This window comes from Bradyrhizobium sp. AZCC 1577, from assembly GCF_036924575.1.
Lineage (GTDB): Bacteria > Pseudomonadota > Alphaproteobacteria > Rhizobiales > Xanthobacteraceae > Bradyrhizobium.
Window position 1 is genome coordinate 3,117,625 of sequence record NZ_JAZHRQ010000001.1, and the last position, 21,030, is coordinate 3,138,654.

The 21,030-nt window shown below is 63.0% G+C and carries 18 protein-coding genes; 7 read left to right on the plus strand and 11 right to left on the minus strand.

The genetic code is table 11. The features are described from left to right. Positions 1-60: 60 nt before the first annotated feature. The 6 genes from V1278_RS14430 to V1278_RS14455 form a co-directional block, all read right to left on the minus strand. Positions 61-849 carry an ABC transporter ATP-binding protein gene (locus V1278_RS14430; protein ID WP_334381207.1) on the minus strand — a complete coding sequence of 263 codons (789 nt, stop codon included), beginning with the start codon at positions 847-849 and terminating at the stop codon, positions 61-63. Beyond that, positions 837-1,892 carry a dihydrodipicolinate synthase family protein gene (locus tag V1278_RS14435; RefSeq protein ID WP_334381208.1) on the minus strand — a complete coding sequence of 352 codons (1,056 nt, stop codon included), beginning with the start codon at positions 1,890-1,892 and terminating at the stop codon, positions 837-839. Before V1278_RS14435 ends, V1278_RS14430 begins: the two co-directional genes overlap by 13 nt. A gap of 11 nt (positions 1,893-1,903) precedes the next feature. Beyond that, positions 1,904-2,728 carry a GNAT family N-acetyltransferase gene (locus V1278_RS14440; protein ID WP_334381209.1) on the minus strand — a complete coding sequence of 275 codons (825 nt, stop codon included), beginning with the start codon at positions 2,726-2,728 and terminating at the stop codon, positions 1,904-1,906. Continuing rightward, positions 2,715-3,752 carry an NAD-dependent epimerase/dehydratase family protein gene (locus tag V1278_RS14445; RefSeq protein ID WP_334384173.1) on the minus strand — a complete coding sequence of 346 codons (1,038 nt, stop codon included), beginning with the start codon at positions 3,750-3,752 and terminating at the stop codon, positions 2,715-2,717. Before V1278_RS14445 ends, V1278_RS14440 begins: the two co-directional genes overlap by 14 nt. Before the next feature lie 14 nt (positions 3,753-3,766). Further along, entirely contained in the window at positions 3,767-4,537 is a 771-nt protein-coding gene (locus V1278_RS14450) for an ABC transporter permease (protein ID WP_334363986.1), read from the minus strand. An 89-nt stretch (positions 4,538-4,626) separates the two neighbouring features. Next, positions 4,627-5,274 carry a TetR/AcrR family transcriptional regulator gene (locus V1278_RS14455; RefSeq protein WP_028347374.1) on the minus strand — a complete coding sequence of 216 codons (648 nt, stop codon included), beginning with the start codon at positions 5,272-5,274 and terminating at the stop codon, positions 4,627-4,629. Between the two features lie 98 nt (positions 5,275-5,372). On the opposite strand from V1278_RS14455, the gene V1278_RS14460 reads away from it, so the two are divergent. Beyond that, the gene (locus V1278_RS14460) at positions 5,373-6,377 is read left to right on the plus strand and encodes an ABC transporter substrate-binding protein (RefSeq protein WP_334381211.1); all 1,005 of its coding nucleotides are present in this window, start codon (positions 5,373-5,375) and stop codon (positions 6,375-6,377) included. A 54-nt stretch (positions 6,378-6,431) separates the two neighbouring features. Here the strand turns inward: V1278_RS14460 and V1278_RS14465 are convergent, their stop codons facing one another. After that, positions 6,432-7,430 carry a Bug family tripartite tricarboxylate transporter substrate binding protein gene (locus V1278_RS14465; protein ID WP_334381212.1) on the minus strand — a complete coding sequence of 333 codons (999 nt, stop codon included), beginning with the start codon at positions 7,428-7,430 and terminating at the stop codon, positions 6,432-6,434. A gap of 63 nt (positions 7,431-7,493) precedes the next feature. After that, on the minus strand, positions 7,494-8,306 hold the full coding sequence (locus V1278_RS14470) for an IclR family transcriptional regulator (protein WP_334381213.1): 813 nt from the start codon (positions 8,304-8,306) through the stop codon (positions 7,494-7,496). 101 nt (positions 8,307-8,407) lie between these two features. Between V1278_RS14470 and V1278_RS14475 the strand changes: the two genes are divergently transcribed. Together V1278_RS14475 and V1278_RS14480 are read left to right on the plus strand one after the other, a co-directional pair. Next, complete coding sequence (locus tag V1278_RS14475; RefSeq protein WP_334381214.1) at positions 8,408-9,649, plus strand: acyl-CoA dehydrogenase family protein; 1,242 nt, start codon at positions 8,408-8,410, stop codon at positions 9,647-9,649. A 100-nt stretch (positions 9,650-9,749) separates the two neighbouring features. Continuing rightward, positions 9,750-11,696 (plus strand): alkyl/aryl-sulfatase, encoded by a 1,947-nt coding sequence (locus tag V1278_RS14480; protein ID WP_334381215.1) that lies wholly within the window; start codon positions 9,750-9,752, stop codon positions 11,694-11,696. Between the two features lie 101 nt (positions 11,697-11,797). Here the strand turns inward: V1278_RS14480 and V1278_RS14485 are convergent, their stop codons facing one another. After that, complete coding sequence (locus V1278_RS14485) at positions 11,798-12,865, minus strand: glycosyltransferase family 4 protein (protein ID WP_334381216.1); 1,068 nt, start codon at positions 12,863-12,865, stop codon at positions 11,798-11,800. Positions 12,866-13,168: 303 nt separating this feature from the next. Here V1278_RS14485 and V1278_RS14490 point away from each other — a divergent pair, with 303 nt between their 5' ends. The 4 genes from V1278_RS14490 to V1278_RS14505 all read left to right on the plus strand — a co-directional run bounded on the left by V1278_RS14490 (position 13,169) and on the right by V1278_RS14505 (position 19,082). Beyond that, a complete protein-coding gene (locus V1278_RS14490) occupies positions 13,169-14,932 on the plus strand; it encodes an ABC transporter ATP-binding protein (protein ID WP_334363979.1) in 1,764 nt (587 codons plus the stop codon). Between the two features lie 68 nt (positions 14,933-15,000). Continuing rightward, complete coding sequence (locus V1278_RS14495) at positions 15,001-17,199, plus strand: amylo-alpha-1,6-glucosidase (RefSeq protein ID WP_334381217.1); 2,199 nt, start codon at positions 15,001-15,003, stop codon at positions 17,197-17,199. Between the two features lie 47 nt (positions 17,200-17,246). Then, positions 17,247-17,744: a PRC-barrel domain-containing protein gene (locus tag V1278_RS14500; RefSeq protein WP_334363977.1), complete on the plus strand. Its 498-nt coding sequence runs from the start codon at positions 17,247-17,249 to the stop codon at positions 17,742-17,744. A gap of 45 nt (positions 17,745-17,789) precedes the next feature. Next, positions 17,790-19,082: an MFS transporter gene (locus tag V1278_RS14505; protein ID WP_334384175.1), complete on the plus strand. Its 1,293-nt coding sequence runs from the start codon at positions 17,790-17,792 to the stop codon at positions 19,080-19,082. Here V1278_RS14505 and V1278_RS14510 read toward each other — a convergent pair. Together V1278_RS14510 and V1278_RS14515 are read right to left on the minus strand one after the other, a co-directional pair. Continuing rightward, a complete protein-coding gene (locus V1278_RS14510) occupies positions 19,051-20,280 on the minus strand; it encodes an MFS transporter (protein WP_334381218.1) in 1,230 nt (409 codons plus the stop codon). The genes V1278_RS14505 and V1278_RS14510 overlap by 32 nt on opposite strands. A gap of 120 nt (positions 20,281-20,400) precedes the next feature. Beyond that, positions 20,401-20,892: a cupin domain-containing protein gene (locus V1278_RS14515; protein WP_334381219.1), complete on the minus strand. Its 492-nt coding sequence runs from the start codon at positions 20,890-20,892 to the stop codon at positions 20,401-20,403. Positions 20,893-21,030: the final 138 nt, after the last annotated feature.

Consider the following 21,030-nt stretch of genomic DNA (forward strand, 5'->3'; position numbering starts at 1 on the left):
GGCTCTCAGTTGCATGATGCGTATGCGAGGCGAGCCGCCGAAGTCCTGGCGCCTGCAGGGCTATGCGCTCGGGCTCAATCCCAGACTCGCGTAGATTCGCCGCGCATAGGCACCGAACTCATCCGTGGTCTTGATCGGCAATGCGCGGGGAAATGGCAGCTCGATCGGGAAATATTCCGCCATTCGCGCCGGACCTGCGGTGAGCACGGCGCAATGCGAGGCGAGGAACACCGCTTCCTGGATCGAGTGCGTCACGAACAGGATGGTCTTGCCGCTTTCGCGCCAGATCCGCAGCATTTCGAGATTCATCTGCTCGCGGGTCAGCGCGTCTAGCGCGCCGAACGGCTCGTCCATCAGGATCAGCTTGGGATCGTGGATGAAGGCGCGCGCAATCGCCGTGCGCTGCTGCATGCCGCCGGACAATTGCTGCGGATATTTATCCTCGTAGCCAGCCAGTCCGACCAGGTTGAGCAGATCGCGGGCGCGGCTCCGCGCGGCCTTCATCGGCAGGCCGACGATTTCGGCCGGCAGCAGCACGTTGTCCAAAATGGTTCGCCATTTCAGCAGCAGGGCCTGCTGGAACACCATGCCGATGTCGCGCGCCGGATCAAACGGCGTCTTCGCGCTACCGATCTTGATCGTGCCGCCGTCGGCGTCATGCAATCCGGCCAGGATCTTGAGCACGGTTGTCTTGCCGCAGCCGGACGGGCCGACCAGCGACACCAGTTCGCCTTCCTTGACGTCCATGGTGACGTCGGAGACGGCGAGGAATTCCGTAGCCCTCGACCGATAGACCTTGCGGACGTTGCGCAGGCTGATGAAGGGCTCGTCCGCCGTCATGCCAGCCATTTCTGCAGGTTCGCCTTCACGAAGCCGTCGTCGGAGAGATCGGCATGCTCGCGGCAGACGCGGTCGATCTCCTGCATCTGGCCCGGGCTCAGCCCTTCTGCGGGGTCGAGACACCAGAGACCTTGCATCAATCCTTGCCGCCGCAGGATTTCGTGGCAACCTGCGATGCAGCCGTGAAAATTGTTGGCAACATCGAAGAACGCGCTGTTGCAGTCGGTGACACGCGCGTCGAGCGCCAGCAGGTCGGCCGGCACGGTATCCTTGCCGCGTGCCGCCTTGCACATCTCGAACTGCTTGATCGCGCTCGCGGTCCATACCGACCAGTGCCCGAGCAGGCCGCCCTTGAAGTACGCTCGCGTGGTGACGCCCTTGTCGCGGAGGTCGAACGGCAAAGTGAGGTCAAGCAGGATGTGATCGTCGTTGCCGGTATAGAGCGCGACGCGGTCAAGTGCGTTCGCTGCAGCCACCCCACGCAGCACGTCCAGCGTCCGATAGCGGTTGAACGGAGCGATCTTGATCGCGATGACGTTATCGATGGCCGCAAAGCGCTTCCAGAAATCGGCGCTGAGGATCACGCCGCCGACGGCCGGCTGCAAATAGAAGCCCACCAGCGGGATCGCGCGTGCCACTGCCTCGCAATGCGCAATGATGTCGTCCTCGGATGCTGATTTCATCGCAGCCAGGCTGAGCAGGCCGGCGTGATAGCCGATGCTACGCGCGGTCTGCGCTTCTGCGATGGCTTGTTGCGTTGGACCGGCCACGCCTGCGACCATCGCGACCGGCCGTTTGGTCCATGAAGCGGCGGTCTCGGCCGCCAGCTCCAGCACCGGACGGTACATTCCGACGTCGCGGATCGCGAATTGCGTGGTGTGCACGCCCACGGCCAATCCTCCGGCGCCAGCATCGAGGTAATAGCGCGTCAGCGCCCGCTGATGCCGTACATCGAGTGCGCGCTTGGCGTCGAGCGCGAGCGGATGCGCCGGAAGCACGGTGCCGTCGGCGATCAGCTTTCGAACCTCGGCCTTGATTTCGCTATGATGCATGGCGGCTGTTCCTATCCGAATTCCGGGCCGGCGACGGCAAGCGGCGGTTGCGCGGGTGAGGCAGTCGCGGAACCAAAGCGCATGCGCTGAAATGGTCGCTCGATATTCCAGCCCGAGCGAACGAGACCGTTCAGAAACGCGTCCTGAGAATGAACGGCGTCGATCAGCCAGGAGCCGGTCTCGGAGCTAGTGATGGCGTCGACCAATGCCAACGCCTGATCGGCGTGGTCGGCCAGGACTGGACCGATGTGCCGTGCGGTGCGTCCATCGCGGATCAGGGCCATGGCTCGAGCATCCGACACGATGCGAGAACGCGGGCGCGCAGCAAATTCCGACAGCAATGTGCTGCGGTCGAATCCCATGGCGCCGGCATCGCGCGCGGCCAGGGCTTCGAGGTTGCCGGCCGCGAGCGGCCTTGTCGCTGTGGTGCCTTGCGGCTTTTCCAACCGCAACCGCCGCAGTTGCAGCGTCGGCGCAAAACCGAGCGGACCATAGACGGTCGCGCCAGCCGGCGTGGCATCAAGCCAGGTTGTGAGCCGGCGCCGCGCGGCCGCTTCCAGGCAGGTATCGACGAGCCTGGTCGCGAGGCCGCGGCGGCGAAAGTTGGCGGTCACCAGCACCATGCTGATCCAGGCATTGCCGGCCGAGTAGGGCAGCAGCGCCGCCGTCGCCACCAACTGGTTGCCGTCGCGCGCGCCGAATACGACCCCTTGGCTCAAGAAGAAGCGCCAGTCGGCTTCGTTCTGGTTCCAGCCGGCTTCGGTCGACAGCACGAGCCCGGCCTTCGCATCGCTGACATCGAGTTCGACGATGTCGATGGGCTCAATAGCGGCCATCGCGCACCTCGTATTTGGTGGGCTTGCCGAGGCTCGGCATCGAGCGCGACACCCAATCGGCGGTCCAACCGATGAGCTGCTCGGTATCGACGATCGGCAAGCCGAATAGTTTCACCGCCTGCGACGTGTCGGTGAGCCACGCCGTCGGCTCCTCTTTGCCGACAATCACGGGCGCGCGGCCGAAGCGCTGGCCGAATTTCGCGGCGAGATCGCGCACCGCCAGGATCTCGTGGCCACTGACATTGATCGGCGAGGTCGGCGTATCGCAATGCGCCAGACAGCGCAGCGCCTGCGAGGAAGCGTCGCCTTGCCAGATGAAATTGACATGGCCGAGGCTGACGTCGATCGGCTGGCCCTGCAGCACCTTGCTCGCGATATCGTGCAGCACGCCGTAACGCATGTCGATCGCGTAGTTCAGCCGGAACAGACGTCCAGGCGTTCCATGCTTGCGTGAGAAATACTCGAACATGCGCTCGCGCCCGACGCAGGATTGCGCATATTCGCCCGGCGGATCGGGTGCCATATCCTCGGCCGAACCCTTGCCGTTGACCGGCACGAACGGATAAACACAGCCAGTCGAGAACGCGACGATACGCGACGTCGCAAAGGCCTGCGCGACCAGGGCTGGGACGTGCGAATTCATCGCCCAGGTCAGCGAGAGGTCGCCCTCGGCGCCGAACTTGCGTCCGGCCATGAAGATGATATTCGGAATCTTCGGGAGCGCCTTGATGGCGGTCTCGTCGAGCAGGTCGCAATTGATGGTCTCGACGCCGCGCGCCTGCAGCCAGTCCTTGACGGCGGGATCGCTGAACCGGGCCACGCCGATCACGCGGCGCTCCGGCGCGGCCGCCTTGGCAAGGCCGGCCAGCGTCGGCCCCATCTTGCCGGCAACACCCAGGATCATGATGTCGCCGTCGACCTTGCGCAGTTCGTCGATCAATGCCTGACTCGGGCGGCACAGCAGCTCATCGAGTGCGGTGATATCGGCGATCGTCTGCGGCAGATTTTCGCGCGTCAGCAGCATCTTCATTCCCCGTCTTATTGCAGCCGGATGTCACGGACGACGAACATCCGCTCTAAGCCGAGCACGAGCCCATACAGCGCCACACCGAGCAATGTCAGGAGCACCACCGCCATCACCATCGCCGGCGTATCGAGTGAAGACTGCACCTGGATCATGAGGTAGCCGAGCCCCCGCTCGGAGGCGATGAACTCACCGACAATCGCGCCGGCAACCGCCAGGATGGCGCCGACTTTCATTCCGGAAAACACGTAAGGCAACGCACCCGGCAACTGGATCTTTCGAAACAGCGTCCACCGCGAACCGCGCAGCGACTTCACGAGATCCAAGAGATCAGGCTCGACCTCACTCAATCCACGCGCAGTGGTGAGCAGGATCGGAAAGAAGCAAATGGAAAACGCGATCAAGATGTTCGGAAAGATGCCGTAGGAAAACCAGACGATGAACAGCGGTCCCAGCGCCACTTTCGGGATCATGTTCAGCGTCACGAACAGCGGCAGCAGCAATAGGCTGACCAGCGGCGACCAGGTGAACAGCACGGCCAGCATGATGCCGACCAGCGCGCCGAGGCAGAACCCGCCGAGAATTTCGATGGCCGTCACCGCCAGATTGGAGGGCCACGCATAGCTCGGAGAACCCAGCGTCGCGACCGTCGCGAGTGGCGAGGGCAGAATGAATTTCGGCACCTGGAAGGCATCGACCAGAACCTGCCAGAGCACGATCACAGCCAGATGCACGATCAGGATGATCGCTAAAGACCGTGCCGATCCGCCGTCACCGCTGAACACCCGTGCGCTCCCTTTGGATGCGCGGCCGGTTCCACGCCGCGCGGCGGCAATCTACCGCGGCCTCTGCCACTAATCAACCATCCGGTTGATTATGGCCGCAGCGAATGCATCACCAGGTCGACCACGTGCCTGCGGCGCGCCTGCCGCGCGGCCCGGCTCGACAGATCCTTGCCGAAGATCGCCGACAGGGTCGGCGTGTTCGAAAAGTAAAAATAGCTGAGCCCGGCGATCGAGATATAGAGGTGCACGGGGTTGATACCTTTACGGAATATGCCGGCCTTCACGCCTTCGCCGAGAATGGTCGAAACCAGGCTGACCAGCGGCGAATGCATCGCTTCCAGTTTTCGCGATCCGCGCACATGCCGGGCGCCGCCGCGGTTTTCGTCGTTCAGCAGCACGATGAAGTCCGGATGCGCGGCGAGGTGATCGAACGAACTCTCGATCAGCTTCTTGATTGCCTGCTCGGGCGGCAACCCTTCGAGATTGAGCTTGCGCTCCTGGGCGCGGATCTCCTCATAGACCCATTCCAGCACCGCCAGATACAGCGCGTCCTTGTCGCCGAAATAGTGATAGACGAGCTGCTTGTTGACGCCCGCCCGCGCGGCGATCTCGTCGACCCGGGCGCCGGCGAGGCCACTGCTGGCGAATTCGCGCCGCGCCGCCGTCAGCAGTTTTTTGCGGGTCGCGGCCGGATCGCGCCGCTGCGGCCTGGTGTCGTCAGAACGTTTTTTCGGCATTTCCAACCAAATAGTTGACAAGTCGTCCGGTCCCTTGTTGCATTGGTAGCGTCACAGATGAGCGGCGACAAGATCGGTTGTAGAACGAGGAGGGTGCAATGAAGGCTTTGCGAATTGCAGGATTGGCGCTTGCGCTTGCCGTGCCGGCTGCGCCCTGTGTGGCCGCCGAGTCCGTCAACCTGATCCTGAACTGGACGCCGACGGCCGATCATTCGCCGTTCTATTACGCCAAGTCCCAAGGCTGGTACGAGAAGGCCGGCATCGATCTCACGATCGAGGTCGGCAAGGGCTCCGGCGTCTCCTCGCTGAAAGTCGGCTCCGGCGGCTCGCCGTTCGGCATCGCGGATCTCGCGACCGCGCTGGTGGCCAAGAGCAAGGGCGCCGACGTGGTGGCGCTGATGAGCATCTACGCCAACACTGGACAGACCTTCTATTGGCTGAAGAGCTATGGCGTGAACGGTCCGAAGGACTTTCCGAACCACAAGATCGGCAATCCGCCGGGCGACGCTTCACGAGTGATGTGGCCGGCCTTCGCCAAGGCGGCGGGCATCGCGCCAGATTCAGTGAGCTTCGTCAATGTCGGCCCGACCGCCAAGATCGCGGCGCTGAAGAGCCATACCGTCGATATCATCAGCGATTTCTACAATGAGCACGATCTGAAGGTGATCGAGTTCGGCGCCGATCTCGGTTACGTCAATTGGAAGGATATCGGGCTGAACCCTTACGGCAACTCGTTGATCGTCAACGGCGCCTATCTGCAAAAGAATCCAAAACTGGTGGAGGAATTCGTCAAGATCAGCCAGAAGGCCTACGCCGCCTGCGTCGCCGACGTCGCGCCCTGCCTCAAGGCGCTGCTCGACCAGGCCTCAGGTCTCGACAAGGAAAACCAGCAGCGGCAGTGGGAGCGCATCAAGTTCCTGATGACAGACGAATTCACGACGACCAAAGCGCTCGGCTGGATCGATGCCGAGCGGATGAAGAAGGATTACGAGCTGGTGCAGACCTATCTCGGCATGGAAAAGCCGTTTGATGTGAACACGGCGTTCTCGACCAAGATGCTGGATACGGGCATCAAGATGGATGCCAGCAAGGTGAAGAAGTAGGGCCTCAACCCTCGCCCCGTCGCAATGACGGTGGAGCTGTTCAGGCGTCGTCTCTCACTGCAGCGCCATGCCTGATGTCGCGATCACCTTCGTCAGCTTCTCGTAATCGGCCTTCATCAGTGCGGCGAGGTCGGCGAGCGGCATCGGCTTGCCTGGGATGTTGGCAATCGCGAGCTGGCGCTGCACTTCCGGGTTCTGCAGTGCCTTGTTGATGGCCTCGTTGATTTTCGCGACGATGGCATCGGGCGTTCCCGCCTGGACGTAGATGCCATACCAGGGCAGGTAGGTGGCTTCCGGAAATCCGGCTTCCGCAATCGTCGGCACATCGGGAAGATCGGCGACACGTTTGTCGGTCATGACAGCAAGCGGCTTCACGCTGCCGGCCCTGATGTGCGGCAGCGCCAGCTCGAGCGAGACGATCTCGAAATGCATCAGATTGGTCATCAGGTCGATCAAGGCCTGCGGCTGGCCCTTGTAGCCGACATTGGTCAGCTTGATATCAGCGACCTGAAACAGCTTTTGTGCGCTCAGATCGATGGAGGAGCCGGTGCCGGGATTGCCGAAATTGAGTTCGCCCGGCTTCTTGCGCGCGATCTCGACGAATTCCTTGATGGTGCTGGCCGGCATCGACGGGTGGACCAGCGCCACGCTCTGATTCCAGACCGCAAGACCGACGCATTTGAGATCCTTCAGCGCGTCCCAGCCGGCGTCCTTGTAAAGCTTCGGGTTGACCAAAGCCGCGGGGCCGGTAACCAGCCAAGTGTAACCGTCGGGTTCGCTGCGCGCCACTGACGCGGTGGCGATGTTGCTATTGCCGCCCGGCCTTGCTTCGATGACCACCGTCTGTTTCCAGTCGCGGCCGACTTGCTCGGTCACCGCGCGCGCGACCATGTCGACGATGCCGCCGGCGGGGTAGGGCACGATGACGCGGATCGGACGGTTCGGATAATTGCTCTGCGCGTGCGCCGCGTTACCGAGCAGCATGATTGCGCCCAAAGCAAAACCCAAGGCAGGATTCATGGCAAAGCCCAGCACGGTTTTGATCCGGCTCATTCTTCCCTCCCCATGTTTGCCGCATCGTTCCCGCGATGCGCCGTGCCCCTCTGACGGGGGTATTTAGTCGTTGGCCACCAGCGAGCGAATGCTGCGCGCCAAGCCTAGCATGCGCGGCCCGCATTCACGCTCGATCTGTTCGGCGTTGAAGCGAAACGAGGGAATGCCGCAATTGACCGACAGGCAATCGCCCGACGGCGTGCGGTACAGCGGCGCGGCGACGCCAAAAATCTCGCGCCGCCATTCGCCGAGCGAAATCGCAAAGCCGCGCTCCTTGCAGAGCTCGACGTCCGGCAGCGTCCGCCTCTCGACATAATCGGCCTCTTCCGGGCGCTCGGCCTTCACCTTCGCCACGTACGTGTCGAGCTCTTCCCCGGTGAAGAGCGAGAGCAGCGCGCGGCCGACGGCGGTGGGCGCCAGCGAACTGGCAAAGCCGACATCGGGCAGATGCGCCACGGCGTCGGTGGTGCGCAGCGTTTCGACATAGATGAAGTCGAGCCCGAACGGCATCGCGATCGAGACCGTGCCGCCGGTGTAGGCCGCGAAATCGCGCATCAGCGGGCGTGCCAACTGCCGCACCTTCAGCGCCGACAGCACCGGGTAGGCCGCGGCCAGAATGCCGAGCCCGAGCTGGAAGCGTCCCTTCGCGTCGCGCTTGAGATAGCCGAGTTGCGCCAGTGTGTAGGTCAGCCGCGACACCGTCGGCCGCGACAGGCCGGTATGGAGTGCAAGCTCCGCGTTCGACAGCGAGCCCGCGCGGTTGCGGAATGCCGCCAGTATGTCGAGCCCATGCGCCAGCGTGGTCGCGAAGGAGGGATCGGCCTGATCCTCCGCAGCCTGGGGTACCGATCGATCGGTATTGGAAATCGCCGCCATGGCCGAAAGTTGGCCATGTTTCCCCAAATCTGTCAATATATCGAAATCAATTTGCATATTGTGTCGATATACGCTTAGGTTCCGAAAAATCGGGAGGCGGCATGGATTTCGACCTTTCCGGGCGATCGGAAGAGTGGCGGGAGAAACTTCAGGCGTTTTTCGAAGGCGAAGTACTGCCGCGCCATCGCGGCTGGCTCGATCACACGGCCAAAGGCGAGCCCGCGCCCTTCATGGAGGACCTGCAGCGCAAGGCGCGTGCGGCGGGGCTATGGAATCTCGGGCTTCCTGAACTCGGGGAAGAGGAGCCCGGCACGCGTCTTTCCAACCTCGAATATGCGCCATTGGCTGAGATCATGGGCCGGCTGTTCTGGGCGCCTGAAGTCTTCAATTGCCAGGCGCCCGACGTGCCCAACATGATCGCGTTGCAGAATTGCGCGACGCCCGAGCAGAAGGCGCGCTGGCTGCAGCCGCTGCTGGAAGCCAGGACTCGCTCGGCGTTCGGCATGACCGAGCCCGACGTGGCTTCATCCGATGCGACCAACATCGCCACCCGCATGGTCAGGGATGGCGATGACTACGTCATCAACGGGCGAAAATGGTTCATCACCGGCGCGGCGCATCCGAAATGCAGCTTCCTGATCGTGATGGGCGTGACCGATTCCGACGCCGACCGGACGGGGCGCCATTCCTGCATCATCGTGCCGATGGATACGCCAGGCCTTCGGCTGGTGCGCCGGCTGCGCTGGATGGGATGCGAAGATCACGTCGCGCCGATCGGTGAGCTTTCGTTCGAAAACGTGCGCGTGCCCCGCGCGAACCTGCTCGCCGCGGAAGGCGAGGGCTTCAAGGTCGCGCAGATTCGTTTGGGGCCGGCACGCATCCATCATTGTATGCGCTCGATCGGGCTGTGCGAACTGCTGATCGAATTGATGATGGTGCGGTCATCCGAGCGGTCCGCGTTCGGACGTACCGTAATGCAATACGACACCGTGCAGCGCTGGATCGCCGAGTCCCGCGTCGAGCTCGAGCAGGCGCGCCTGTTGACCTATCGTTGCGCATGGCGCCTCGATCAGGCCGGCCATCACGGCGCCTGGCGCGATGTGTCCTTGATCAAGGTTGCGGTGCCCGCGATGCTGCAGAAGATCGCCGACCGCGCCATGCAGGTGTTCGGCGCCATGGGCGGCTCCGACGATACGCCGATCCATCAGGCGCTGGCCTGGGGGCGCCTGCTGCGGATCGGTGACGGGCCCGATGAAGTCCATCTGCGGCAGATCTTTCGCATGGAGCCGATGCCACCCTGGTCGATTGCCAACTCGCCATATCTGTCCGCACATCCGTCCTGAGTGGCGGCAATATAACGTAACGGCGGCCGGTTCGAGGGTCTCGCGCTGACGCCGTTCGAATTTCGACCTCTGTTTCTTCTGCGTAAGGGAGCACACAACAATGAGCCAACCAGCCACGATCGAAGCGCGCAAGGAGTCTCCAAAGGAAGCGTCCGCCTCCGTCATCGCGCAGCATGCGGCGACGCTGAAGGCGCTGCCCTTCTCCGACAGGCGTGATTTCGATGACGCCGCGCGCGGCTTCCTCGGCACGATCGAGAATGCGAGGATTACGTCGCCTCAGGGCAGGGTGGTCTGGAGCCTGGAACCTTACGGTTTCCTGTCCACGGAAGAAGCGCCGCCGACGGTCGATCCCAGCCTGTGGCGGCAGTCGCGCCTCAACATGCATCACGGCCTGTTCGAGGTCGTGCCCGGCGTCTATCAGGTGCGCGGGCTCGACATCGCCAATATGACGCTGATCGAGAGCGATAGCGGCGTGATCGTGGTGGATACGCTGACCTCGATCGAGGGCGCGCGGGCAGCGATGGAGCTCTACTTCCAGCACCGCGGCAAGCGGCCCGTTGCGGCCGTGATCTTCACCCATACCCACACCGACCATTGGGGCGGCGCGCGCGGCGTACTCGATGACGCAACACCTACCGGCGGCAGCGTGCCGATCATTGCGCCCAATCTGTTCATGGAGCATGCGGTTTCGGAAAACATCATTGCCGGACCGGCCATGTTGCGGCGCGCGCAATATCAGTTCGGGCCGTTTCTTGCGAAAGGTGTGCGCGGGCAGGTCGATTGCGGGCTGGGGAAGACCATGGCGGCCGGGGCGGTTGCACTTGTCCGTCCGACCGATCTGATCATGGCGACCGGCGACCGGCGCACCATCGACGGGGTGGAATTCGAATTCCAGATGGCGCCGAACAGCGAAGCGCCGGCGGAGATGCATTTCTTCATACCGCGTTACAAGCTTCTCAACCTTGCGGAAAACTGCACGCATAATTTTCATAACCTGCTGCCGTTCCGCGGCGCCGACGTACGCGACGCGCTGGCCTGGTCGAAATATCTCGGTGAGGCCCTACAGATGTGGGGCGGCAAGGCGGATGCGATGTGCGGCCAGCACCATTGGCCGGTCTGGGGTCAGGAGCGGATCGACGCCATGATCCGCCAGCAGCGCGATCTCTATAAATTCGCGCATGACCAGACCATCCGCCTGATGAACCATGGGCTAACCGCTGCCGAAATCGCCGAAACCATCCGCCTGCCGGCGAGCCTTGAGGGCGCCTGGCATGGCCGCGGCTATTACGGCCACATCAGGCATAACGTGAAAGCGATCTACCAAAAGTATCTCGGCTGGTACGACGCCAATCCCGTCAACCTCGATCCGCTGCCGCCGGTCGAAGCGGGCAAGAAGTATGTCGAGTATATGGGCGGCGCGGACGCCGTCCTGGCACGCGCGCGCGAGGATTTTGCCAAGGGCGAATTCCGCTTCGTCGCGCAGGCCGTGAGCCATCTGGTGTTCGCCAATCCCGACAACCAGGCGGCGCGCGCGTTGCTCGCCGATACGTTCGAACAGCTTGGCTATGCCTCCGAAAGCTCGACATGGCGCAATGCCTATCTGTTCGGCGCGCAGGAACTGCGGCAGGGCATGCCCAAGACGCCGCCACGCGCCGCGATGCCGCGTGAAACGCTGGCCGCGCTCCGCACCGAACAGCTCTGGGACGTGCTCGGCGTGCGCCTCAACGGTCCCAAGGCCGAAGGCAAGCGTATCGTCCTGAATTGGAATTTCACCGATACCGGCGAGACCTTCATCCTCAATCTGGAGAATTGCGCGTTGACCTATGTCGCGAACGCGCAAGCCCCCGATGCCGATGCCGGCTTCACGTTGCCGCGCAGCGTGCTCGACGAAGTGATCGCAAAGCTGACGACAATTCCGGAAGCAGTCGGCTCCGGCAAGATCCAGGTCAGCGGTAATCCGGCGCGGCTCGGCGAGTTGATGATGCTGATGGACGAATTCCCGCGGATGTTCGAGATCGTCGAACCGAAACGGACGATGGTCTCTTAGCGTCATTGCGAGCAAAGCGAAGCAATCCATCTCTCCACTCGCGGTGACATGGATTGCTTCGTCGCTTCGCTCCTCGCAATGACGATCATGCGTGGATGCCGCTATTCTGCGCTGCTCACGAGCTTGATGCGTGGCTCTTCCTCCATCAGGCCGCGATACGCAGCAAGATAGTCGAGCGCCATGCGGCGCGCCGTGAATCGGGCTTCGAACCGCCGGCGGATGGCGCCACGATCCAGCATGGATAGTCGATCGACCACGGCCACTGCGCTGGTTTCATCTTCCACCACGAAACCTGTGAGACCAGGATCGATGATCTCCGGCACCGAGCCACGGTTGTAGGCGACCACCGGTGTGCCGCAGGCCATGGCCTCGATCATGACGAGGCCGAAGGGCTCCGGCCAGTCGATCGGCACCAGCAGCCCGATGGCGCCGCTGAGGAAGTCGGGCTTTTCGCGGTCGGTGATCTCACCGATGTATTCGACCAGCGGATTGGCCTTGATCAGTGGGGAAATCAGTTCGTCGTAGTAGTCCTGGTCGGCGCGATCGACCTTGGCCGCGATTTTCAGCGGAATGCCGCATCGGGTGGCGATGCTGATGGCGCGATCCACGCCCTTTTCCGGCGCGATCCGCCCGAGCACCGCCAAATAGGACGGCTGCACCGGCTGCGGTGTCAGCAGATTCTGCGGTAGTCCGTGGTGAATGGTGCGCACCCAATTGGCCTGCGGCACCGGCCGACGCTGCGCGTTGGAAATCGAGATCACCGGGACCTTGGAGAAGGTATTGAATACCGGCTGATGCTCCGGCAGGTCGAGCCTGCCGTGCAGGGTGGTCACGAACGGCGTCGGCTGTCGGTAGAACAGCGAGAACGGATAGTAGTCGAGATGAAAGTGCAGAAAATCGAACTCCTCATCGTCGCATTTCTGCCGAACGCGTTCCAGCATCACCATGTGCAGCGCGTTGGGGTCGCGGACGGAGCCGTCGAGGCGCAACGCCTTCGGCCATGTCGCATCGAGTTTCGCCGAGGTGCGGGAATCCCCGCTGGCGAACAAAGTGACTTCGTGCCCTAACGTTACCAGTTCTTCAGTCAGCCAGTGCACCACCCGCTCGGTGCCGCCGTACAGTTTGGGGGGAACAGCCTCCGTCAGCGGGGCGACCTGCGCGATGCGCATCTTTCGTCTCCTGTTTCGAATGTTGGTTGGATAAATCCCTCAGCCCGCAGATCGGCACCGGCGTGCCGGAAGCTGGAACGTTCTTGCATCTGCGAAGTTCCAATCATCGGCGCATCTTGGTTCTTCCACACGACTGTCTTGCTGATGCCATCTGACACCAACAGATTTAAGGCGACTTCGATGCTGCAGAATTGTTGCGTGGTGATGGCTGCGCGCCAGCAAATCCGAAGCGGCACCGTTCACGACCTCGTGCGCGATGTGCGTTAGGGATTCCCTTTCACTCTCAACAGGTTTGCAGACGACATGGACAATCTTTCAGGGTATGTGCGGCGGCCGCTTCCATTTGTCTTGCGCTATCTGCGCCGGCGCCGCGGAGCCCATGTGGTCATCGTATCTGCCGTCGTTGCAGCGGTTGCCTGCTCGGTGGGCACGCAATATGGCGTGAAGAGTCTGGTCGACAGCCTGACGGCCGGTTCGTCGCACGCGAGTAGCGTATGGCTGGCATTCGCTTTTCTCATGTCGCTGATCGCGGCGGATAATCTGCTATGGCGGGTCGCGAGCTGGACGGCGAGCTTCACTTTCGTCGGCGTCACCGGCGATCTCCGCCGCGACATGTTCCGCCACCTGACCGGTCACGCCCCCAGCTATTTCTCTGACCGATTGCCAGGCATGCTGACCAGTCGTATCACCGCGACATCCAATGCCGTCTTCACCGTCGAAAACATGTTCGTCTGGAACGTGTTACCGCCGTGCATCGCGACCGTTTCGGCGATACTCCTCATAGGAACCGTCAGTCTTGCGATGTCTGCGGGCTTGATCATCATCGCGGGTATCATGCTGATGGCGATGTTTCACCTCGCCGCGGCGGGCAAGCCGCTGCATGATGATTTTGCCGACAAGGCGGCTGCAGTGGACGGCGAGATGGTCGACGTCATCAGCAATCTGCCGCTGGTCCGTGCGTTCTGTGGCCTCAGCTACGAACACGACCGCTTCGACGCCACTGTCGAACGGGAACTCGATGCCCGTGGGCGCAGCCTTCGTTATCTCGAGAAGCTGCGGCTGCTTCACGCCGTTGTGACCATTCTGCTGACGATCGCGCTGCTGGCGTGGGTCATCACGCTCTGGCAGCGGGGCGCGGCGACCACCGGCGATGTCGTTCTGGTATGTACGCTCGGGCTCTCGATCCTGAGCGCGACGCGCGACCTTGCGGTGGCACTGGTCGACGTGACCCAGCACGTCGCCCGCCTGACGGAGGCGATCGCCACCTTGCTGCTGCCGCACGAATTGAAGGATCATCCCGAGGCCGAGCCGTTGATCCGCAGCGGCGCCGCCGTCGCCTTCAACAACGTCTCGTTCCACTATCCCGGCGGCGTTCAGGTGTTCGAGAAGTTCTCCTTGCGCATTCAGCCGGGACAACGGGTCGGGCTGGTCGGCCATTCCGGCGGCGGGAAATCCAGTCTGTTTGTGCTGTTGCAGCGGTTCTACGACGTCCAGCACGGCAGCATCATGATCGACGGCCAGGACATCTCGCGGGTGACGCAGCAGAGCCTGCGCGAGGCGATCTCGGTCGTGCCGCAGGACATCTCGCTGTTCCACCGCTCGATCATGGAAAATATCCGCTACGGACGTCCGAACGCGACCGACGACGAGGTGCTGCGCGCGGCGATCGCGGCGCGCTGCGATTTCATCGAGAATCTCCCCGAAGGCATGGCGACGATGGTTGGCGATCGCGGCATCAAGGTTTCCGGCGGGCAGCGGCAGCGGATCGCTATCGCGCGCGCCTTCCTGAAAGACGCGCCGATCCTGTTGCTGGACGAGGCAACTGCTGCGCTCGACAGCGAATCCGAAGAGGCGATCCGCGAGGCGTTGTCGCGGTTGATGCGAGGGCGCACCGTGATTGCCATCGCCCACCGTCTCGCCACCTTGCGCAATTTTGATCGTGTGGTGGTATTACAGGGCGGGCGGATCATCGAAGACGGGCCGCCGGATATTCTTCTGCAGGGAAGGGGCCCTTACCGCGACTTGGTCGCGCGCGAAATGGGCCGTCTCGCGACCCACGCGGCCTGATCTGCGGCAGTAGCGTTTGCGTCCCGATGCGTCCATCACAACGCAAGGAAATCGCTTGAGGGGTCAAAATGACAGCCGAAGTCAGCCAACTGATCACCGTTCAGGCTGCCGAACACGTAGCGGAATCGCCATTCTACATTCCGATGACGGGCCCGGCGACGCGGCCGCGCTGCTCGCTCAAGCATGATGATACCTTTATCGTGCTGGACAGCCATGGCGATATCGGCGCCTCCGCCGGCGGGCCCGACGGTCTGTTCAACGCCGACACGCGTTACCTCGCCCGGCTGGAGATGGTGCTCGACGAAGTCCAGCCGCTGTTGCTCGGCTCCAATCTGCGCGACGATAATTCGGCGCTGACCGTCGATCTCACCAATTCCGACGTGTACCGCAACGGCAGGCTGGCGTTGCAGAAGGACACGCTGCACATCGTTCGCTCGATTTTCCTGTGGCGCGGCACCGCCTACCAGCGCATCGCGCTGCAAAATCACGGCGATCGGCCGGCGAGCTTCGACCTGACGCTGCTGTTCGACAATGATTTCGCCGATTTGTTCGAGGTGCGCGGCGAGCGCCGGTCGCGCCGAGGCATAGGCTCCAGCCGGTTGCTCGGTCCCGCCGATGTCATGCTGGAATACAGTGGGCTCGACGGCAAGGCCCGCATTACAGCGTTGCATTTCGAGCCGCGGCCGACCCGGCTCGCGGTCAATTCTGCAACCTATCATTTCGAGCTGGCACCCAGGCAAGTGATCGCATTGTTCGTCGCGGTATCCTGCAACAAGCCGGCCATGCAGAAGCCGGTACCGTTCTATCGCGGCCTGCTGGCGCATCGCCGCGAGATGCGGCGGTCGACGGCCGGCGCAGCCAGCATCGAGACGTCGAACAATATCTTCAACGAGGTGCTGTGCCAGGCGATGGCCGATCTCAACATGCTGATGACGGATACGCCGCAGGGCAGATATCCCTATGCCGGCATCCCCTGGTACTCAACGACGTTCGGCCGTGACGGGCTGATAACCGCGCTGCAGATGTTGTGGGTCGATCCGCGCATTGCCAGGGGCGTGCTGCGGCGGCTGGCTCATTTTCAGGCCAAGGAGGTCGATCCGCTTGCCGATGCCGAACCTGGCAAGATCCTGCACGAAATGCGCGGCGGCGAGATGGCGGCGCTGCGCGAAGTGCCGTTCGCGCAATATTACGGCAGCGTCGACTCGACGTCGTTGTTCGTGCTGCTGGCCGGCCTCTATGTCGAGCGCACCGGCGACGAGGAAACGCTGGCCGAACTGTGGCCCGCGATCGAGGCGGCGTTGCAATGGATCGACGGCCCCGGCGACCCTGATCGTGACGGCTTCGTCGAGTACCAGCGCGCCACCGAGCAGGGGCTTGCCAACCAGGGCTGGAAGGATTCCTTCGACGCGATCTTCCACGCCGATGGACAGCTCGCCGAGGGCTACATCGCGCTGGCGGAAGTTCAGGGGTATGTATTTGCCGCCAAGCGGCTGGCGGCGCGCTGCGCCCGGCGGTTGGGATTGATCGACCAGGCCGCAGAACTCGAATCCGCAGCCCTGCTGCTGGCCGAGCGCTTCGAGGAGGCGTTCTGGTGCGAGGAGCTCGGCACCTATGCGCTGGCGCTTGATGGCGCCAAGCGGCCGTGCAAGGTCCGAACTTCCAATGCCGGCCAGCTTCTCTTCACCGGCATCGTTCGGACCGATCGTGCCCGCCTTGTCGCGGCCGATCTGATGAGCCAGAAATTCTTTTCGGGATGGGGCATCCGCACCGTTGCCTATGGCGAGGTTCGCTACAACCCGATGTCCTATCACGACGGGTCGATCTGGCCGCACGACAACGCGCTGATCGCGCTCGGTTTTGCGCGCTACGGCCTGAAGCATTCGGCGGCGCATCTGTTCAAGGGCCTGTTCGACGCTGCGAGCTACATGGACTTGCGGCGGCTGCCGGAATTGTTCTGCGGATTCCGGCGGGAGAAGCGGCGGGGACCGGTGCTTTATCCGGTCGCCTGTGCGCCGCAGGCCTGGGCCAGCGCGACGCCCTTTACCCTGCTGGAGGCGACGCTCGGTCTCGAATTCGATGCTGCGGGCGGCGAGATCCGTCTTCGTGATCCGCGCCTGCCGGAATTCCTCAACGAGGTGGTATTGCGCGATCTGCGGATCGGGCCCTCCAGCGTCGACTTGAGGGTCCGCCGCCACGGCGAGGTTGTGTCGCTCGAGGTATTGCGCACGCGCGGACAGATTCAGGTGTCGATCGTGTTGACGCACTAGCGGTCGTGCATTCCCTATCCATGCGTCTTCGGAGCTCAGGAGGCCATATGCGCGCCGGTATTGTCATCATATCGCTGATCGGCGGGCTAGCGATGAGCCTCCCGGTTTCGGCAGCGGAAGATAATGGACCGCCGGGAGGCCGTGCCGCTCCGGCTGATACCGCGAAAGATGCCCAGAAAAAGGAACCGGCGCCTCCGCCGTCGGTCACTGTGATCGGCGCCCGCGACGCGCTCGGCATTCTGGGCCGAGAGGTCCGCAGTGCGGCCAACGAAAATATGGGACGCATCGTCGACGTGATCGTAGACCGTGAAGGCGCTGTACGCGCCGCTGTCATCGATTTCGGCGGCTTTCTCGGTGTCGGCAGTCGAAAGATCGTCGTCGACTGGAGCGCGCTGCATTTTGGCCGTGTTGCCAACAAGAGTGACAGCATCACGCTCGAGCTGACCAAGGAACAGGTGACGGCGGCGCCGGAATACAAGCAGGACGCGCCGGTCATCGTGCTCGGTGCGGCCGGCCGCTTACAGCCGTGGGATTTCGACAAATAAAGGAGAAACGGTCTGATCGTGCGTCCGTCCCAGTCGCTCGATCCGATGAACGACGATCGCCATAGGCGATCCGCCGGCGAGGGTAATGTTGTGCCGGCGCCGCCCGCGCCCACCAAGCGGCCCAAACCGTCGCGCGAGAGCCAGCGCGGCCTCGACTGGTTCATCTTCTTTCTCGCCGACGTGCAGACCGGATTCGGTCCGTTTATCGCGGTTTACCTCACCACGCAGAAATGGACGCAGGTTGAGATTGGCTTCGTGCTGTCGATCGGCGGGATCATCGGCCTGCTCGGGCAGATGCCGGGCGGAGCCGTTGTCGATGCCGCCCGTTCCGAGCGGCTGGTGGCGGGGCTCGCTGTCGCCACCATCGGCTGCGCCGCGCTGGCCTACGCCTTATGGCCGATCTTCCCGGTCGTGACTGCGGCCGCCATCTTGCATGCGCTTGCGAGCTGCGTGCTGGGTCCGGCAATCGCCGCGATCAGCCTCGGCCTGGTCGGGCCGTTTGCGATCGGGGAGCGGCTCGGGCGCAATGCCCGTTTCGCGTCCCTGGGTAATGGTTCAGCGGCGGCACTGATGGGCGCATCCGGCTATCTGTTGTCAAGCCAGTCGGTCTTCTTCGTCACCTTCTTTCTTACAATCCCGACCCTGTTGGCGCTTGCCCGGATTCGTGGCCAGGAAATCAACGTGGCGCAGGCGCACGGTGCCTTGAGCGAGGACGGCGATGATACCAAGGCCGCCGACAAGGAGGCGACCAGTGTGCTTCATCTCCTTCGGCAGCGCCCGCTGCTGATCTTCGCCGGCGGAGTGTTGCTGTTTCAACTCGCCAATGCCGCCATGCTGCCGCTGATGGCCGGCGTGGTCACGACGCGATCGGCTCAATGGGCGCCGGTGCTGATTGCAGCCTGCATCATCGTGCCTCAAGCGATCGTCGCGTTGACCTCACCCTCGGTCGGGCGCAAGGCTCAGGCGTGGGGGAGGCGACCGCTGCTGCTCTTGGCGTTCGCTGCGCTGGCGATCCGTGGTTTGCTGTTTGCGGTGGTTCGCGATCCCTATGTTCTGGTCCTGGTGCAAGTGTTCGACGGCATTACCGCAGCCGTGCTCAGCGTGATGGTGCCGCTGATCGTGGCCGATGTCGCCTACGGCAGCGGCCACTTCAATCTGGCGCAGGGGATCGTCGGAACCGCGACCGGCATTGGTGCTTCGCTGAGCACGGTATTGGCAGGCTATATCAGCGATATCTTCGGCAGCAGCGTCGCGTTCGTCGGGCTGGCGGGGATCGCAGCCCTTGGCTTGACGGTGATCTGGGCGTTCATGCCGGAGACCCGGCGGACCGAGGTTTAAGCGTGAGGCCCACGGTCAATAGCGCCGCGATGGCCAGCGACGCGCCGACGCCGGCGATGCAGGCACTCCATCCGAAGCGGTCGAACAACTGGCCCAGCACGGCGCTGCCGACGAGACCACCGAGGAAATAGCAGGCAAGATAGGTTCCGCTGGCAATGCCGCGGTGGTCGCTGGCGGCCTGGCCGACGAAGCCGGTGGCGCAGGCCTGCGCAAAGAACGTGCCGACGCCGACCAGTACCATGCCGGCCAATACTTGCGGCAGGTGGGAAGACAGCATCAAAGGCAATCCACTGGCTGCCACCGCCAGCGCTCCCCAGATCGCTTGCCGCGTACCAAACCGGGCGACAGCCCTGCCGGCAAACAGCGTCGTGACCACGGAAGGCGCGAAGACGAAATACACAAGGCCGAGGTCCATCCGTCCGAGCGAGAGCGGTGCACGGACCAGCACAAAATTGACAAAGGTGAAGGTGCCGATAAAGGCAAACAGGATGCAGAAGCCGATAGCGAAAGCCGAACGCAGCGCCGGGTTACACCAATGCTCGATTGTTGCCGCGAGCGGCGATCGTGCTGCGTGCACCGCGTGCATCGGCTTGACCCGATGGATGGTGAAATAAACCAGCACCGCACCGGCGAGATTGAGCAGCGCGAAGAAATAGAAATTCGAGGCCAGCCCGAGCGTGTCGACCACGGCCGCCGACACCAGCCGGCCGATCAGATTGCTTGCGACGTTGCCGGTGATATAGGCCGCGAACGCGCCGCCCGCATCCATCGAACTGCATTGCTCGCCGAGATGGGCCAGCGTCAACGCGAACGCCGAGGCCATGCAGAGGCCCTGGGCGATACGAAGCGCCGTAAACGTCATGATATCAGGCGCGATCGCCAGCAACGTGGTGGGGACTGCGAGCACGACCAGGCTGACGAGAATGCCGAGCCGGCGATCGATATGCGGGCTCAGGAAGCCGACAACGAGGCCGGCAACGGCCATGCCGATGGTGCTGGCATTGACTGCAATACCCATGGCGGCCGGTGTTACATTGTAGTGCCGAGTCAGCGAGGGAAGGATCGCCTGCGTCGCGAACAGATCCACCACGGTCAGGAACGCCGTGAGGCCAATGATCAGGGATCGCAGGGCTACGCCCGGTGAGTGACCATGCATTTCCATCGCTTGGGATTTCATCGGCGCGGACATGCCGGTCATGGCGCTTCTCAATATCTTATCGAGAAAGAAGGATGTGACGCCTGGGCGTGTGGGGCGACACGGGGACCCCAGGCCGTCACATCCGGCAACGAGACGTCGGGTAGCGCTCGTTACAGCTCTTTACATATTGTGGTCGTGCGGATCCTTGCGGACGTCGCCGACATAGAGAATGACGGTCTCCTTGCCGAGATTCTTCCACCAGTGCGAGGTGCCGGCGACTTCCGGCCTGATCTCGCCGGCCTTGTGCACGATCGGCTCCGAGCAGTTGCTGGCGTATTCGACGATCTCGCCCTGCTGGACATAGATCAACGCAGGCCGGTCGTCATGGCTGTGCCAGGGCACGATGCCGCCGGGCTCGATGGTCAGCTTGCGGAAGCGCAGCTCGCGATCCCTGATGTTGGCCGGCTGCTTTTCGAGGTTGATCGAGCCGAGCGTCACGTCGGTGACGCCGACCGGCTTGTGGTCGACCATCGGGCGGACATTTGCCTGCATCTTCCCGGCCGGGCATTCGCCGGCCACGGCGCTCGAGGCGGTCGCAACCGAACCTGCGATCATTCCGGCGAGCGCGAGGCTCTGCCAGACTATGCGCGACGTGACGTTGGATTTGGACATGTCGTGGTCTCCTCTGGTTTTTGCCTTGGCCCCGGATGGTCCGGCCGGCTACGTCACCACCATCGTGGAAATGGCGCACGAGAGGAAATGCCGGTTGGCTTTTGACTCGATAGCTCCCTGCTATGCGGCTGGAGCCCT